This is a genomic window from Nonomuraea aridisoli (genome assembly GCF_003236395.1).
Taxonomy (GTDB): domain Bacteria; phylum Actinomycetota; class Actinomycetes; order Streptosporangiales; family Streptosporangiaceae; genus Nonomuraea; species Nonomuraea aridisoli.
Genome location: NZ_POUD01000215.1, coordinates 1 through 16521 on the forward strand (window position 1 = coordinate 1; position 16521 = coordinate 16521).

At 71.8% G+C, this 16521-nt stretch carries 16 protein-coding genes; 4 read left to right on the forward strand and 12 right to left on the reverse strand.

What is annotated here, in order from left to right; genetic code table 11:
- Positions 1-444: glycoside hydrolase family 36 N-terminal domain-containing protein (locus C1J01_RS35315; RefSeq protein ID WP_328589703.1), on the reverse strand; the 444-nt coding region annotated here is incomplete at its 3' end.
- A gap of 178 nt (positions 445-622) precedes the next feature.
- On the opposite strand from C1J01_RS35315, the gene C1J01_RS35320 reads away from it, so the two are divergent.
- Positions 623-1516, forward strand: a complete 894-nt coding sequence (locus C1J01_RS35320; protein ID WP_111183314.1) for a siderophore-interacting protein — start codon at positions 623-625, stop codon at positions 1514-1516.
- Between the two features lie 11 nt (positions 1517-1527).
- Here C1J01_RS35320 and C1J01_RS35325 read toward each other — a convergent pair whose 3' ends face one another.
- Complete coding sequence (locus C1J01_RS35325) at positions 1528-2223, reverse strand: class I SAM-dependent methyltransferase (protein ID WP_111183315.1); 696 nt, start codon at positions 2221-2223, stop codon at positions 1528-1530.
- A 174-nt stretch (positions 2224-2397) separates the two neighbouring features.
- On the opposite strand from C1J01_RS35325, the gene C1J01_RS35330 reads away from it, so the two are divergent.
- Positions 2398-2706, forward strand: coding sequence for an STAS domain-containing protein (locus C1J01_RS35330; protein WP_111183316.1), 309 nt, complete (start codon positions 2398-2400; stop codon positions 2704-2706).
- Between the two features lie 29 nt (positions 2707-2735).
- On the forward strand, positions 2736-4148 hold the full coding sequence (locus tag C1J01_RS35335) for an RNB domain-containing ribonuclease (protein WP_235854876.1): 1413 nt from the start codon (positions 2736-2738) through the stop codon (positions 4146-4148).
- Positions 4149-4220: 72 nt separating this feature from the next.
- On the opposite strand, the gene C1J01_RS35340 is transcribed toward C1J01_RS35335, so the two are convergent.
- The 8 genes from C1J01_RS35340 to C1J01_RS35370 all read right to left on the reverse strand — a co-directional run bounded on the left by C1J01_RS35340 (position 4221) and on the right by C1J01_RS35370 (position 13615).
- Positions 4221-5900, reverse strand: a complete 1680-nt coding sequence (locus tag C1J01_RS35340; protein WP_235854877.1) for an ABC transporter ATP-binding protein — start codon at positions 5898-5900, stop codon at positions 4221-4223.
- Positions 5901-6428: 528 nt separating this feature from the next.
- Complete coding sequence (locus C1J01_RS35345; protein ID WP_111183319.1) at positions 6429-9152, reverse strand: DEAD/DEAH box helicase; 2724 nt, start codon at positions 9150-9152, stop codon at positions 6429-6431.
- Positions 9153-9219: 67 nt separating this feature from the next.
- A complete protein-coding gene (locus tag C1J01_RS35350; protein ID WP_111183320.1) occupies positions 9220-10104 on the reverse strand; it encodes a diacylglycerol/lipid kinase family protein in 885 nt (294 codons plus the stop codon).
- Between the two features lie 54 nt (positions 10105-10158).
- Positions 10159-11037 carry a twin-arginine translocase subunit TatC gene (tatC, locus tag C1J01_RS35355; RefSeq protein WP_235854878.1) on the reverse strand — a complete coding sequence of 293 codons (879 nt, stop codon included), beginning with the start codon at positions 11035-11037 and terminating at the stop codon, positions 10159-10161.
- Between the two features lie 30 nt (positions 11038-11067).
- Entirely contained in the window at positions 11068-11391 is a 324-nt protein-coding gene (gene tatA / locus C1J01_RS35360; RefSeq protein ID WP_111183321.1) for a Sec-independent protein translocase subunit TatA, read from the reverse strand.
- 67 nt (positions 11392-11458) lie between these two features.
- Positions 11459-11614, reverse strand: coding sequence for a hypothetical protein (locus C1J01_RS50355; protein ID WP_181449134.1), 156 nt, complete (start codon positions 11612-11614; stop codon positions 11459-11461).
- Positions 11611-12591, reverse strand: a complete 981-nt coding sequence (locus C1J01_RS35365; RefSeq protein WP_111183322.1) for a helix-turn-helix transcriptional regulator — start codon at positions 12589-12591, stop codon at positions 11611-11613. The genes C1J01_RS50355 and C1J01_RS35365 overlap by 4 nt, the downstream gene beginning before the upstream one ends.
- A gap of 73 nt (positions 12592-12664) precedes the next feature.
- A complete protein-coding gene (locus C1J01_RS35370) occupies positions 12665-13615 on the reverse strand; it encodes a helix-turn-helix transcriptional regulator (protein WP_111183323.1) in 951 nt (316 codons plus the stop codon).
- 38 nt (positions 13616-13653) lie between these two features.
- Here C1J01_RS35370 and C1J01_RS35375 point away from each other — a divergent pair, with 38 nt between their 5' ends.
- Positions 13654-14721: a DUF3866 family protein gene (locus C1J01_RS35375; RefSeq protein ID WP_111183324.1), complete on the forward strand. Its 1068-nt coding sequence runs from the start codon at positions 13654-13656 to the stop codon at positions 14719-14721.
- On the opposite strand, the gene C1J01_RS35380 is transcribed toward C1J01_RS35375, so the two are convergent.
- Together C1J01_RS35380 and C1J01_RS35385 are read right to left on the reverse strand one after the other, a co-directional pair.
- Entirely contained in the window at positions 14667-15146 is a 480-nt protein-coding gene (locus C1J01_RS35380; RefSeq protein ID WP_181449135.1) for a DUF3291 domain-containing protein, read from the reverse strand. The genes C1J01_RS35375 and C1J01_RS35380 overlap by 55 nt on opposite strands.
- A gap of 596 nt (positions 15147-15742) precedes the next feature.
- Positions 15743-16390 carry a helix-turn-helix transcriptional regulator gene (locus C1J01_RS35385; protein WP_111183326.1) on the reverse strand — a complete coding sequence of 216 codons (648 nt, stop codon included), beginning with the start codon at positions 16388-16390 and terminating at the stop codon, positions 15743-15745.
- Positions 16391-16521: the final 131 nt, after the last annotated feature.

Here is a 16521-nt window from a genome sequence, read left to right on the forward strand (position 1 = left end):
CCCCGGCACCGGCAGCGCGCACACCAGCCCGCCCACCCGGTACGGCGAGGCGGCGGTGTTCGTCAGCGTGTGCCGCATCGACACCAGGCCGCCCGCGTCCATGACCAGCTCGCTCACCAGGCGCAGGCCCGCCCGGCCGTCGGCGGCCGTCACCGTCACCGTGCCGCCCCCGGCGCCACTCTCGGTTTCCAGGCTTTCCACCGTCCACCGCACCGGCCAGTGCTCGCCGTCCCTGACGCCCGACAGGCCGGGCCGGCCGTACCAGCCGTCGCCCTGGGCCGGCAGCAGCGGCGGCGCGGAGCCCAGGGACGCCACCGCCGGCAGAAGTCCCGGGCCGTCCACGCGCCCGAGCCCGGCGCCGAAGTGGCGCACCCGAGGCAGACCGGGGCCTGAGTCGTCGAGCACCAGGGCGACGCCGGCGGCCGAAAGGATGACGGGAGACAAAAGCAGCTCCTTACTCGGGGGATCAGGCGCCGGACCTCGCGGCCCGCCGCCTTTGTCGGGGCTTCAGCCCCACTGACGCTACCTCCAGCCTCCGCTCCGTACGAGGCCGGGCGGGCTGGCGCGAACCGTCACGATCTATTAGGTTAGGCTCACCTAATATTGATCGGAGTTTCACGGAATGACCGAGCCCTTTCGCATGTTCGACGTCCGGGTGGACCGGCTCCAGCGGCTGAGCCCGTCGTTCCTGCGCGTCACCTTCACCGGCGACGACCTGCACCAGTTCGCCGACAACGGCTTCGACCAGCGGCTCAAGCTCATCCTCCCGCTGCCGGAGCACGGCCTCGCGTACCTGCCGAAGGGTTCCGACTGGTACCTCAAGTGGCGGGCGCTCGACGACGACAAGCGCAACCCGATGCGCACGTACACCGCCCGCACCGTCCGGCCCGAGGCGCGCGAGCTGGACGTCGACGTGGTCATGCACCCTGACGGCGGCCCGGTCGCCCGCTGGGCCGAGAGCGTCCGGCCCGGTGACGTGGCCGCGCTCTTCGGCCCCAACGCCGCCCACGAGGGCCGGCACGGGGGCCTGGAGTTCCACCCGCCGGCCGGGACGGGCTGCGTGCTGATCGCCGGGGACGAGACCGCGGTGCCCGCCATCTGCGCCATCCTGGAGCGGCTGCCGGCCGACCTCGCGGGCGAGGTGCTCATGGAGGTGCCCGGCGACGACGACGCCCTGCCCGTCGAGACGGCCGCCTCGGTCAAGGTGACCTGGCTGGCCAGGAACGGCGGCGCGCGCGGCGCCGGCCTGATCCCCGCCGTCCGGGCCGCCGCCGACCGCCTCCTGCCGCCCCTGCCCCTGCCCACGCCCGAGAGCTTCGAGGACGTGGACGTCGACGCCGAGGAACTGTGGGAGGTCCCGCAGGGCACCTCCGACTACGGCCCCCTGTACGCGTGGCTGGCCGGCGAGGCCGGCGTCATCAAGACCCTGCGCCGCCACCTGGTCGCCGAACGCGGCATGGACCGGCGTTCGGTCGCCTTCATGGGCTACTGGCGCGACGGCCGCCCCGAGAACTGACCCGCCGCCCGTCACAGGCGCCGGCCGATGGTGAGGACGACCGACCAATGGCGGGTCAGTCGCCCGTCCGGGCGGGCGGCGAGGAGGCGTCGCACCTCCCGGAAAAGCCGTTCGTTCCTGGCCGGCTCCATGGCGAGGTGGCCGGAGAACGTCTTGAGCAGAGCGATGTATTCGTCCGCCGTGTAGCGCAGTGCCCACACGTAGCGCCGTGGCGCGACCACCGTGAAGCGCGCGGAGGCCTCGAACTCGGCCGCGACGGGATCGGGCACGTCCTCGGGCGGTGGCCACGGCCCGCCACCGCCGATCTCCTCGAGGACTTCCCGGATCTCGCCGAAGAACGGGTCGAACCCGGCTGGAAACGCGTGCTCGGCGTTCCACACGGCCACATGTCCGCCCGGGGCGAGCAGCTCGGCCGCTTTCGCGTACTTGACTTCCGGGTCCACCCACTTCCACGCCGTGGCCGCGTAGACGAGGTAGACGAGATCGAAACGCGCACCCGCCGGCGGCTCCCAGTCCTCGAACGCCGACGTGACCACGGAGACGCCGGAGAACTCGGCGAGGCGGCGCCGCGCCTCCGCCGCCGGCGCGACGCCGAGTTCGACGGCGGTGATCGGAAAACCCATCCGGGCCAGTGGAAGGGTGGCCTTGCCCGGACCGCATCCGACTTCGAGCAGTCGAGCGGGCGGCGTGACCTTCGCGACCGCCAGCGCTCCGTCCGGAGACCCCTCCCGTCATCCTCGGACAGACATGTACACTCCATTCCGGAAGCACTCAGTCGCTCTAAGTGACACATCCATCATCATCTGGTGCCTAGGGCACAGGGCGGAACCGCGCTCCCATTTTGGAACGATCCCGGCCCTGAGAGAGCGCGGAAAGACCGAATGGACCCACTTCACCTGACCACCACGCGGCGTGCGGACACGCTCACCGTGAGCCTGTCCGGCGAGCTCGACATCGCCACCACCGAGGCGCTCCGCGGCCACCTGCTCACGCTGCTGCGCGAGGCGGGCCAGGCGCGGCTGGTCATCGAGCTGAGCCGGCTGTCCTTCATCGACGCCGCCGGGCTCGGCATCCTCATCTCCGTACGCAACCAGGCCCGCCGCCAGCAGACCCCCATGCGGATCGCCGGCGTGCCCCCTGCCATGCGGCGGCTGCTGCGCATCACCGGCCTGGAGACCCTCACCACCTGACCGGGGCCCGCACCGATAGGTTGTCCCGCGTGCAGGTCCCCGATCAGATACCCCTGAAGCTCGACGACGGGTTCCGCCGGATCGAACGGGAACACCGGCTCCCCACCGGTTTCCCCCCGGCCGTCCTCGACGAGGCCGCCTGGGTCGCCAAGGTGCCGCGGCTGCCCGCGACCGACATGACGGACATGCCGTTCGTCACGATCGACCCACCCGGCTCGATGGACCTCGACCAGGCCCTCCACCTGGAACGGCTGCGCGACGGCTACCGCGTCTGGTACGCCGTCGCCGACGTCGGCGCGTTCGTCCGCCCCGGCGGCGTGATCGACGCCGAGGCCCGCACCCGCGGCGAGACCGTCTACCTGCCGGCGGACCGGGTGCCGCTGCACCCGCCGGTGTTGTCGGAGGACGCCGCCAGCCTGCTGCCCGGCGCCGACCGCCCCGCCGCGGTGTGGTGCGTCGACCTCGACGCCGACGGCCGCATCGTCGGCGCCGACGTGCGGCGCGCCCTCGTCCGCAGCCGTGAGCGCCTCGACTACGCCTACGTGCAGGCCGCCGTCGACACGGGCACCGCCGACGGCGTCCTGGCGTTGCTGGCCGAGATCGGCCGGTTGCGCCTGGCCCTGGAACGCGAGCGCGGCGGCGTCACCCTGCCCACCCCCGAGCAGGAGGTGACGCACGCCGACGGCCGCTACCGGCTGCGTTTCCGGCTGCCGCTGCCCGCCGAGGCGTGGAACGCGCAGATCTCGCTGCTGACCGGCATGGCCGCCGCCGCCATGATGCTCGACGCCGAGGTCGGCCTGCTGCGCGTGCTGCCCCGGCCGCACCCCGGCGACCTGGACAAGGTCCGCCGGGTGGCACAGGCCCTGGACGTGCCCTGGCCCGACGGGGCCGGCTACGGCGCCGTGGTGCACGACCTGGATCCGAAGAACGGCCGGCAGGCGGCGTTCCTGCACGAGTCGAAGGTGCTGCTGCGCGGCGCCGGTTACGCGGCCTTCGACGGCGCGCCGCCCCCGACGGCCGAGCACGCGGCGGTCGCGGCCCCGTACGCGCACGTCACAGCGCCGCTGCGGCGCCTGGCCGACCGGTACGCGACCGAGGTGTGCCTGGCGGTCGCGGCGGGCGAGCCGGTCCCGTCGGACGTGCGGGCGGCGCTGGCCGCGCTGCCGGGCCTGATGTCGGCGGCGGGGCGGCGGGCGGGGGCGGTCGAGCGCGCGTGCGTGGACCTGGTGGAGGCGTTCCTGCTGCGCGACAGGATCGGGCAGGCGTTCCAGGCCGTGGTGATCGACGTGGACCGGCGGCACGGGGCCGGGCAGGTGCAGATCACCGAGCCCGCCGTCATCGCCCGCTGCGACGGCGACCTGCCCCTGGGCGAGCAGGTCGTCGTCCGGCTGTCGCGGGCCGACCCCGCCACCCGCGAGGTCCGCTTCACCCTGACCGGCTGACGAAAACCGCGGCGCCCGCCCCGCGCGGGCGGGACGGGCGCCGGGCGGGACGGGCGCCGGGCGGAGCGGCCGTCAGGGCGTTCCGCAGTTGTTGCCCCGGAACGGCCGGAACGGGACGCCGACGCGCCGCAGCGGGATCCGCTCCCCCCGCGGAACCGGCTCGATCCGCACCACGCGCGCCCCCTCCGGCACGTGCCGCATGTCGTGCGTGATGAGCAGGGTCGTCCGCCCGGCCATGAGCCGCTGCAGCGGGCCCATCACCTGGGCGGCGGTGACCTCGTCCAGCCCCGTCATGGGCTCGTCGAGCACCAGCACCGGAGCGTCACGCAGGATGGCCCTGGCGATCGCGATCCGCTGCCGCTGCCCGCCGGACAGCAGCCGTCCGCGCTGTCCCACCGGCGTGTCGTAGCCCTGGGGCAGCGCCTTGGCGAAGTCGTGCACGCCCGCCGCCTCCGCCGCCTTGATCACCTCGTCGAGCGAGGCGTCCGGGCGGGCGTAGGCGATGTTGTCGCGCACCGACCCCGAGAACAGCAGCGTCTCCTGCTGCAGCACGGTGACGTTCTCACGCAGCGACCGGCGTGTCAGACGCCGGATGTCCGTGCCGTCCAGCAGGATGCGCCCGCTGTCCGGGTCGTAGAACCGCAGCAGCAGCTTGACCAGCGTCGACTTGCCCGCGCCGCTCGGCCCGGTGAGCACGACGACCTCGCCGGGACCGGCCGTGAACGACATGTTCCGCAGCACCGGCCGCCCCCGCCCCGGATAGGCGAAGCCGACCCCGTCGAACTCGATCCGGCCGCCGGTCCGGCCCGCCTCCACGGCGTCCTCGGCGTCGGTGACGCGCGGCTTGGTCGACAGGACCTCGATGACGCGGTCGGAGCCCGCCGCCGCTTCGGAGACCGTCAGGGCCAGCTCCCCCAGGCTCTGCACGGCCGGGTAGAGCATGGCCAGGTAGGCCGCGAAGGCGAGCAGGCCGCCGATCGTCAGCCGGCCGGAGGCGATCTCCCACGCGCCGACGCCCAGGATGACGATCAGACACAGCGTCTCGATGACCTGGACGGCGGGCCCGTACAGGCCCGACAGCCACGCCTGGGTCATGTTGGCGCGCAGCCAGCCGCGGCCCTCGGCGTGCAGGCGCCGCGACTCGGCCCCCTGCCGGTTGTAGGCCTGCACGAGCGGCTGGTTGGCCAGCCCCTCCTCCAGGACGCTGTTCATGGCGCCGTTGCTGGTGCGCTCGCGCGCCGCCGCCGTCCTGAACCTGGAGGCGAAGACCTTGGAGACCACCAGGAACAGCGGGATCAGCGCCATCGTGACGAGCGCCAGGTCCCAGCGGATGAAGAAGGCCGCACCGGCGAAGAAGACCACGCTGGCGGCCGTGGTGATGATACGGACGAGTCCGGATCCGACGAGCTCCTCGATGGCCTCCACGTCGTCGGTGAGACGCGCCATCAGGTCGCCCAGCCGCCGCTTCTCGGCGAACTCCGGAGCGAGCGTCTGGATGTGCGCGTACACGCGGTCACGCAGGACCAGCAGGAACCGTTCGCCGCCCAGCGCGGTGAGATACGACCCCGCGAAGGACGCCACCCCGGCGAGCGCGGCGAGCCCGAGCCAGACGAACGCCGGCACCCAGAAGGCGTCCAGCTGGCGGGTCGTCAGCACCTCGTCGGTGATGTACCCGAACAGGCGGATCGCGGCCACTTCACACAGCGCGGCCAGGACGGCGAACACCACTCCTGCCGCGAACAACCGGCGCAATCCGCGAGTGTCCGGCCAGAATTCACGAAATGTACGGCGAATGGAAATCGCCGGCGCGAGTTCCCGGCCGGAGACGTTCAATGAGAGCCGGCGGACAGGCCGCCGGCCCTCATGGGTGCTATCTACTAGCAGCACCCCCACCACCTGACAACACGGACGCAGCAGACCCGGCGCCAGCGGCGCCGCCTGCGGCAACCCCATCCCTGCTGGAAGCCGACTTTGGCGAATCGCGTGCTAGCCATCTTTCCTCCCCCGATCGATTGACTGCACAAATCGGACATTAGCACCCGAATGGCATCAAAGCAGCTGATAACTGGTGATTTCAGAGAGACTTGACTGGTCAATCCAGACAGGAAAGGCGGTTGGGAACCAGCGTTAAATGCGATGTAAATGAGTAAAGACATAAGACGACGTCAAACAACCCCCAAAGATGCTTCTCAGCACTAGCATCCGCTGACCCGCTCCCCGGCCCCGGAAACGGCGATCGGCCCTCCCCGTCCGCGACGAGAAGGGCCGATCCGCGCAGGCTCAGGTCAGCGACGAGTACGCCACCACACCCCGCCGCATCGCGTCGATCGCCTTCACGGCGGTCTTCCTGACCTTGCTCTGCTCCGGCGCCGCGTTGCCGAGCTGCCCGAGCAGGTCCATCAGCTGCTTGATCCACCGCACGAAGTCGCCGGCCGCCAGCTCGTTGCCGTTGACGCCGTCCATCAGCACAGCGTCGAGGCTGTGGCCCTTCGTCCACCGGAACGCCGCCCACGCGAACCCCAGGTCGGGCTCGCGGATCGTGGACAGCCCGTGGTCGGACTCGATGCCCTCCAGCTCGCCCCACAGCCGGATCATCGCCGTCAGCGCGTCCTGCGCCCGCCCGGCGGGGATCTTGGGACGCCGCGCGTCGTCGGCCGCCCGCGACTCGAACACCAGCGCCGACACGCACGCCGCCAGCTCCGCCGCGTCGAGCTCCTCCCACAGGCCCTGCTGCAGGCACTCGGCGGTCAGCAGGTCGAGCTCGGTGTAGAGGCGGCCCAGCCGGCGGCCCTCGTCGGTGACCGTCTCGCCGTCGAGGTAACCCAGCTGCTCCAGCACCGAGCAGATGCGGTCGAACGTCTTGGAGATGACGTGGGAGCGGCCCTCGACACGGCGGCGCAGCCCCTCGGTCTCGCGCAGCAGCTTGTAGTAGCGCTCGGCCCAGCGCGCGTGGTCCTCCCGCTCGTCGCAGCCGTGGCACGGATGTTGCCGGATGCGCCGGCGCAGCTCGTTGACCTCGTCGTCCTCCACCGTGTGGTCGCGCACCCGCGGCGGCTTGCCCAGGTCACGGTCGCCGATCTTGGCCAGCAGCGTGGAGACGAGGTTGGCGCGCTCCTTCGGCGAGCGGCCGTTGAAGTTCTTCGGGATGCGCAGCTTCTCCAGCGGCTCGACCGGCACCGGGAAGTCGGCCGGGTCGAGCTTCTTGATCTGCTTGCCGATCGTCAGCACCAGCGGGCTCGGGCCGTGACCGCGCGGGTTGCGGCCTGGGTCGAGCACGATCGCCAGGCCCGCCCGGCGCCCGCCCGGCACCCGGATGACGTCGCCGGGCTCCAGCGCCTCCAGCGACCGCACCGCCGCAGCCCGCCGCGCCGCGCCGCGCTGGCGCGACAGCTCGGCCTCGCGGTCGGACAGGCGCCGGCGCAGCGCCGCGTACTCGGGAAAGTCGCCCAGGTGGCACGTCATCGCCTCCTGGTAGCCCTCCAGGGCCTCCTCCTGCTTGCGCAGCTGCTTGGCCAGGCCCACCACCGCCCGGTCGGCCTGGAACTGCGCGAACGACTCCTCCAGCAGCGTCCGCGTGCGCTCGCGCCCGAACTGTCCCACCAGGTTGACCGCCATGTTGTACGACGGCTGGAAACTCGACCGCAGCGGGTACGTGCGCGTGCCGGCCAGCCCCGCCACCGACAGCGGGTCCATGCCCGGCTGCCACAACACCACCGCGTGGCCCTCGACGTCGATGCCGCGCCGCCCCGCCCGCCCGGTCAGCTGGGTGTACTCCCCCGGCGTCAGGTCGGCGTGGGTCTCGCCGTTCCACTTGTCGAGCTTCTCGATCACCACGCTGCGGGCCGGCATGTTGATGCCCAGCGCCAGCGTCTCGGTCGCGAAGACCGCCTTGACCAGCCCGCGCGTGAACAGCTCCTCCACGACCTCCTTGAACGCCGGCAACATGCCCGCGTGGTGGGCCGCCAGGCCGCGCTCCAGGCAGTCGCGCCACTCCAGGTAGCCGAGCACCGCGAGGTCCTCGTCCGGCAGGTGCGCCGTGCGTTCGTCGACCAGCTGGCGGATCTCGTGGCGCTCGCGGTCGGTGGTGAGCCGGATGCCGGCGTACAGACACTGCTGCACCGCCGCGTCGCACCCGGCCCTGGAGAAGATGAACGTGATCGCCGGCAGCAGCCCCTCGGCGTCGAGCTTCTCGATGACCTGCACCCGGTCGGGCGGGCGCGAACGCTGCGGTCTGCCGTAGCCGCGCCTGCCCCGCCCCGCCGTCAGCCGCTCGGCGTCGCGCGTCACCCGCATCAGCGTGGGGTTGACGCGCGGCGGCGACTCGTCGGTGATGAACATGTCGTAGACGCGGTTGCCGACCATCATGTGCTGCCACAGCGGCACCGGGCGGTGCTCGTCGACGATCACCGTGGTGTCGCCGCGCACCTCGCCCAGCCACTCGCCGAACTCCTCGGCGTTGCTGACCGTCGCCGACAGCGCCACCAGCCTGACCGACTCGGGCAGGTGGATGATGACCTCTTCCCACACCGCCCCGCGGAAGCGGTCGGCGAGGTAGTGGACCTCGTCCATCACCGCGAAGCCGAGCCCGGCCAGCGTGGCCGAGCCGGCGTAGAGCATGTTGCGCAGCACCTCGGTCGTCATCACGACGATGGGGGCCTCGCCGTTGACGCTGTTGTCGCCCGTCAGCAGGCCGACCTTGGCGGTGCCGTAGCGCTTGACCAGGTCGTTGTACTTCTGGTTGGACAGCGCCTTGATGGGGGTGGTGTAGAAGCACTTGCGCCCCTGCTCCAGGGCCAGGTGGACGGCGAACTCGCCGACCACCGTCTTGCCCGACCCCGTGGGGGCCGCCACCAGAACACCGTCTCCTGCCTCGAGGGCCCGGCAGGCGTCGAGCTGGAAGTCGTCCAGCTCGAAGTCGTAGAGACCTCGGAACGATCTCAGCGCCGCCCCGTCGTCCCCGAGTTTCTGACGGAAGGCCGCATAGCGTTCCGCTGGCGTTGTCATACTCGCCAGCCTACCGAAATCGGCATTCCGGTCCGTCCCGCCGGCGAACGCCTTTACAAAGTAGATTTCACGCGATGACGCGCAACGCGCCGGGCCGCACCTCGCACTCCACCGGGGCCGCGCCCACCCGCTCGCCGTCGGCGTAGGCGACCACGCCGGGCGCCTCCAGCCGTACGCTGCGCACCCGCCGCACCGACACCGCGCGGTGGCCGACGTGCGTGCCCCGGTAGACGCTGGGGAAGACGCGCAGGAACTCGGCCTTGGACAGGGCCTCCAGCATCACCACGTCGAGCAGCCCGTCGTCGGGCAGCGCGCTCGGGCACACCCGCATGCCGGCGCCGTACGAGCCGGTGTTGGCCACCGCGACCAGCATCGACTCGCGCTCGACCACCTCGCCGCCGTCGAACGTGACACGGAACGGGATCGGCCGGAACGCGCGCAGCTCCTGCGCCATCGCCACCAGGTAGCGGCCCGCACCCGGCGGCCAGGTGCGCAGGTTGGCCCGCTCGTTGACCCGCGAGTCGAACCCGCAGCACAACACCCCGGCGAACAGCTCCTCGACCGTCCCCGTGCGGACGCTCACGGCGTCGACCGGCCGCTCCTTCATGCGCAGCACGGCCCGCGCCGCGGCGATCGGGTCGGCGGGCACGCCGAGCGCGGCCGCGATGTCGTTTCCGGTCCCGGCGGGGATGATGCCGAGCGGCACGTCGGAGCCGGCCACGGCCTGGACGGCCAGATGCACGAGGCCGTCGCCGCCGAAGGCCACGAGCGCGTCCGGACGTTCGGACACGGCGGTGCAGGCGCGGGCCAGCGCGTCGGCGGCGTCGTCGCCGACGATCACCGACAGCTCGGCGCCGCCGGCGCGCAACCGGCGCGCCACGGGCTCGAGCAGGCGCAGCGTACGCCCGCCGCGGGCGGCGGGGTTGACCAGCAGGGCCAGATGGGGGGACACTCCCCGGAACCTATCGCCTCCGGCGCGGTTCGGGAATGCCCTTCCGTCTCGCCGCTACCGCTTGTCGTCCTCCAGCGGAGCCGGGTCGTCGATCGGCGTCGTGTCCTCGGCCAGCGGCGAGGCCTCGTCGTCGGACAGGTCCCCGAACTCGCTCTGCGGCCGCCTGCGCTCCCGCAGATACATGACCAGCTCGGCGGCCGCGAACAAGATGATCATGGGCGCGGCCAGCGCCATCATGGTGATCGGGTCGCCGCCCGGCGTGACCAGGGCGCCGAAGACGAACATCAGGAAGATGACCAGCCGCCGGTGCTTGGCGACCGTCGCGTGCGACAGCACGCCGATGATGTTCAGGAACACCAGCAGCAGCGGCAGCTCGAACGATATCCCGAAGATCAGCAGCATGATCAGGACATAGTTCAGATAGTCGTCGATCGAGATCGTCGCGACCGTGCCGTCCAGCGAGAAGCTCAGCAGGAACGCCAGGCTGGTGTCCATGATGAAGTAGGCGAGGCCGGCGCCCAGGGTGAACAGCGGGATGGCCAGCGCCAGGAAGGTCAGCGTGTAACGCTTCTCGGTACGGTAGAGGGCCGGGGTGACGAACGCCCAGATCTGGTAGAGCCAGGCGGGCGACGACACCACCAGGCCGACCATCAGCGACACCTTCAGCGTGATGAAGAACGACGAGAAGATGCCGTTGTAGGTCAGGCTGCACTGACCGTTGAGCTGGTGCGACTGAGGAGTCGAGCAGTAAGGCTCTTTGAGGATCTCCCACACCGGCGTGGAGACGATCCATCCCACGATCAGGCCAACGGCCACGGCGGCGAACGCGATGAGCAACCGGTTGCGCAGTTCGCGCAGGTGCTCCATGAGCGGCATGCGGCCTTCGGGGTCACGCTCCCGCTGTTTCGGACCCGACCGTTTCAGCAGCGCCATCAGCAGTCCTGGGGGTGAGGAGACGGGGGGTCAGGGGCGCTTGTCGGCCTGAGCGCTCGCGCGCAGCCGGGCGGCCTGCTCCTCAAGCTGGCGCGCCTGCTCCTCGGCCGACAGCTGCGGCGCGGGCTGCGCCGGCGCCGCGGGGATCTCCTGCGGCTGCACGGGCTGCGGCTGGGCCTGAGCCTGCACGACCGTCGGCTTGTCGTCGTCATCCTCGGCCATCTTGCTCGTCTCGGCCTTGAAGATGCGCAGGGACCGTCCGACGCCACGGGCGAGGTCCGGCAGCTTCTTGGCACCGAAGAGCAGGACCAATGCCACCAAGATCAGAATGATCTCCGGAGCTCCCAGGTTCATGTGACGTCCTTCATGGTGAGCGAGTTGCTGTCCTTCAGCCCGATCGTACGCCGCCGACCGGGCTGTCTCATCCCTTGAGGTCCTCTTTGTCCCTGAATTGCTCGTGAACTTGAGCGATCTCTCTGTTAAGAGTACGTGCTGCGCCGACGACACGAGCACCGGCCACGGCCAGCGCGGCCAGCCCGGCCACGCCCAGGCCCAGGCAGATGAACAGCATGGTCATGACTGGTGAGCGTACAGGGCCAGGGCACGACCGGCCTCCTGGCGTACGGACTCGGCCATCTCGGGCGGCGAGACCACCCGGCCGGTGTCGCCCAGGCGCAGCGCCAGCTTGAGGATCCAGTCCTCGTCGCGGGCCCGCAGCGCCACCCGCAGCCGCCCCTCGCCCAGCTCGGTGACCTCCTCGCACGGGTAGTACTCGGCCACCCACCGCCCGGCGGCGCTCAGCTCCAGCTCGACCAGCTCGTCGGTCGGCGACGGCCGGAAGACGCCCTGGGTGACGTCGATGGGCTCGGCCTCCTCCGGCGGGTCGGCCGGCACGTCGAGCACGTCCACGCCGAGCATCCGGTCGAGCCGGAACAGCCGCATCGCCTCGGCGCGGTAGCACCAGCCCTCGAGGTAGCCGCGGCCGTCGACGACCACGATCCGCATCGGGTCGACCTCGCGCGGGGTCACCTCGTCACGGCCGGGCACGTAGTAGCGCAGCGACAGCCGCCGGCCCCGGGAGAGCGCCTCGCGCACCCGCGGCAGCGCGTCGGGCGCCGCGTCGACGTCTACGGCGACCTGGCTGCTGACGGTGGCGGCGCCCTCGCCCGCGGCGCGCTCCAGCTTGGCGGTCACCCGGGCCAGCGCGTCACCGGACGCCCCGCCGTTGACCGGCAGGGCGAGCTCGGGGGTGGCGGCCAGGGTGCGCAGCGCGACCAGCAGGGCGCTGGCCTCGTCGACGCCGAGCCGCAGCGGACGGGCGATGGTCTCGGCGTTGTCGATGAGGATCTCGCCGCCGTCCCACGAGACGTCGATGAGGTCGCCCGGGGTGTGGCCGGGCAGCCCGCACATCCACACCAGCTGCAGGTCGTCGATCAGCTGCTTCTCGCTCAGCCCGAACACCGCGGCCACCTCGCCGACCTGCGCCCCGGGGTGGGACATCAGGTACGGCACCAGCGCCAGCAGCCTCGGCAGCCGATCCGCGGACGCGCTCATGCCGGCTCCTCGCTCGACGACGCGGCGCCCGCGCCGTGCCGGACGGCTCGCGCCGTCACGTTCGTTCGTGTGGTCACGCCAGTGCCCCCTTCAGGCGACGGATGACGGCCTCGCGGGCGTCCGGCGGCTCGACCACCTCGACGTCGGCGCCGAGGCCGGCCATCCAGCCGGCCAGCCGCTCGGGGTCGGTGAAGGCCAGCTCGGCCACGTCCCACCCGTCCGTCCCCGGGCGCACGTCCTTCGCGAGGCTGCGCAGCCCCTCGCACGCCCCCTGCCGGATGCGGACCACGGCGACGCGCTCCTCCACCGGCTCGTCCCGGTAGCCCACCATGCCGCGCAGGTCGATCCCCTCGGGCACCTCCACCACGCCCGCCTTGCCGACCGCGGTGACGGGGCCGGTGATGCGGCTCAGCCGGAAGACGCGCGGGGCGTCGCGGTCGCGGTCGAACCCGGCGAGGTACCAGCGGCCGCGCCGGCTCACCACGCCCCACGGCTCGACGGTGCGGCCGCGCACGCTCTCGCTGCCGGCCCCCCGGTAGTCGAAGCGCACCACGCGGCGGTCGCGCACGGCGTCCCACAGGGCGGGGAAGGCCGGGTCGCGGGTGTCGACCCGCAGTTCCAGCGGCCCCGTGCCGACGGGATGCTCGGTGGCCACCCCGGCCGCGCGCAGCTTGAGCAGCGCCCCCGAGGCGGCCTCGGCCAGGCTGGCCCGCTGCCACACCTGGGCGGCCAGCCCCAGCACGGCCGCCTCGTCGGGCTCCAGGGTGATCTCGGGCAGCTCGTACGACTCCCGCTCGATCCGGTAGCCCGGCTCGTCCTCCCACGGGTCGCGGACCACGTCGATGGGGATGCCGATCTCGCGCAGCTCGTTCTTGTCGCGCTCGAACATGCGCTGGAACGCCTCGTCGCCGTCGCGGTCGTAGCCGGGCACCGCCTGGCGGATCTGCTCGGCCGACAGCGGGCGCCGCGTGGCGAGCAGGCAGATCACCAGATTGAGCAGCCGTTCTGTCTTCCGGCGTGACATCTGCCTCACTCCTCCTTCATCGACGCTACCCTGCCCCCGTGATCAGATGGCGCAAGGGCGAGGTCGTACGGATCCGACGCGAGTGGCCGGGAGCGGTGGAGCTGGACGTCACCGTCCCCGAGGGGGAGTGCCGGGCGCTGGCGTATCCGCCGCTGGTGGGCCGCCCGGAACCCGGTGACGAGGTGCTGCTCAACACGACCGCGCTCGCGATGGGTCTCGGTACGGGAGGTTACGCCATGGTGGTGGCCGTCCCGAACCGTTTGCCGGAAGATCCGCAGGGTCCCGGGCACTTGGTGAAGGCGCGCTACACGCCGTTGCAGGCCACGGTGCTGGGCGCCGACGAGCAGGGCTCGCCCCATCACGACGTGTTGCGCGAGGCCGACTCGATCGGCGGCATGCCCGTCGTCGTCGCCGACCTGCACTCGGCGCTGCCGCCCATCCTGTGCGGCCTGTACGAGTCGCGCCCCGGCGTGCGGGTGGCGTACGTCATGCAGGACGGCGGCGCGCTGCCCGCGTGGTTCTCGATGGCGGCGGCCCGGCTGCGGGAGATCGGCTGGCTGGCGGGCGTGGTGACGGTCGGGCAGGCGTTCGGCGGCGACGTGGAGGCGGTGACCGTCCACACCGGGCTGCTGGCCGCCCGCCACGTGCTCCAGGCCGACGTGGCCGTCGTCGCGCAGGGCCCGGGCAACCTGGGCACGGGCACGCGGTGGGGCTTCTCCGGGGTGTCCGCGGGCGAGGCGGTGAACGCGGCGGCCGTGCTGCTCGGCCGCCCGGTGGCCGCCCTGCGGGTCAGCGAGGGCGACCGGCGCGAGCGCCACTACGGCCTTTCTCACCACTCGCTGACCGCCTACGGCCGGGTCGCGCTGTCCCCGGCCGACGTGCCGGTGCCGGAGCTGCCCGGAGAGTTCGGCGAGCGTGTCAGGCGGCAGGCCGAACCCCTGGCCGAACGCCACCGGCTGGTGTCCGTCCCGCTGGACGGCCTGCACGAGGCGCTGCGCGCCTCACCGGTACGGCTGTCCACGATGGGCCGCGGCCTGGAGGAGGACCTCGCCTACTTCCTGACCTCGGCGGCGGCGGGCAGGCTGGCGGCCTCGCTGACGTCGTAGAACTCCTTGAACGTGAACGCCTCCGGGCCCGGACCCTCGGCCCTGAGGCGTTCGAGGCGCGCCATCCCCTCGGCCAGCGACGGAATGCGCCCCTCGGGAACCCACCACATCACCATGTACGGCTCCGCCATGCGCAGGAACCACTCCTTGCGCCGGCGCAGCACGCCGAGGTGGGGGCTGCGGTAGACGTAGTTCCACAACGACTCGCGCGACTCCCACACCGAGAAGTTGATCAGCAGGTAGTCGCCGTAGTCGTGCACCACCGTCGCGGTGGGGTCCGTCTCGCTCTCCTTCAGCCGCCAGACGAAGCCCGGGGCCTCGTCGGCGAGGGCGTTGACGGGTTCGAGCAGAGCGACGAACTCGGCGAGCTCGGGGCTGTCGATGGGGGCGCGCAGGTGGGCGACGTTGAGCTCAGCAAGATGCATGACCCTCAGCACACCACCCGGAACGCTTCTATGTCAATCTCCATTTATTTTAGAAACCCTTGAACGAGATCTCCGGCCCGCACCTAGCAGCCACCCGGGAACCGTCGCCGGCCATCGACTGTCAGCCGACCATCTCAACGCACCCACCCCCTTCGCTCTCACCTCCGCACCCTTGACCGACACCTCTCGGACGGCCTCCACCGTCGCCGAGCCGTTCACCGGCCCCCGGCTGTCACCAACACCCATGGACTTTTCACCGGCCCACCGCGTGCACCACCCACAGCCGCGAATACCGCCGACCCCTTCGCCTCGCCAACAGCCGCGAGCCCTTCACCAGCCATCCACGCGATACGCACCGCCAACCCGAATGGCGCGTGGCTTCGGGGCCTCGCCACCAGCGGTGGACTCTTCGCCGGCCCACGGATGACTCACCACCAACCGCGAATGCCGCCGGAAATTCCAGATACCTCACCCACTGCCGCGCATGCCGGCGGCGCCTCCGCAGATGCCCAACGCCGGACGCCTCCCTAACGCCCGCCGCAGTTGGCGAACAACCCGTGACCTCTGCGGCCAATCGAGCGAGGCTGACGGGTCGTTCAGGGCGCCGACGGGGCGTCGACCACCACGCAGCACTCCCCCGGCCGTGGGTCCAGCCGCGCCCGTCCCGGGTCATCGCCGACCCCCTCCAGCAACCCCCGGCACAGCGCCAGATTCATCGAGCACACCAGCAGCGGCTGCTCCTGCGCCAGCACATGGAACGGACAGTTGCGCAGGCGCATCACCCCGCCCTCAGCGATGTAGGGCTCGTAACCACGCCCGGCCAGGACCCGCTCGACCGGCTCACCCCGTCGCCGCCCACCGATCCGCGCACCCGCCGACCGAGCCGCCTCCTCCGCCGCCTCCTCGGCGCCGAGCACGTCTACCACGTCGGCCAGCACCGAAGCCAGGGTGACGTAGTCGCGCGGCGGCAAGCTCACCGACCGCTCACCCCCGGCCCTGCGGTACACCTTGGCGGGCCGCCCGCTGCCCGGCCCCTTCTTCACCGGCGCCCGGAATCCGCTCTCCAGCAGCCCGGCCTCGACCAGCTTGTCCAGATGGTGGCCGGCCAGCGTACGCGACACCCCCGCGGCATCGGCGGCCTCCCCGCGTCCCACATCGCCACCGCTGGAAACGACCACGTCGTACAGACTCCGGCGAACGGGATCGTGCAACAGGGCCAGCGCCTCAAGGTCGTCGCTACTCACAGCGGGAGTCTACGAGCCGACACCACACACCCAGCCGTCCCCAGCCCCGCCTCCTCGCCCTTCCCACCAGGATGGCCGCGCTTACCCTGCACCCATTCACCGGCGCCCGAGCACCCACCCCAGCCCCTCCG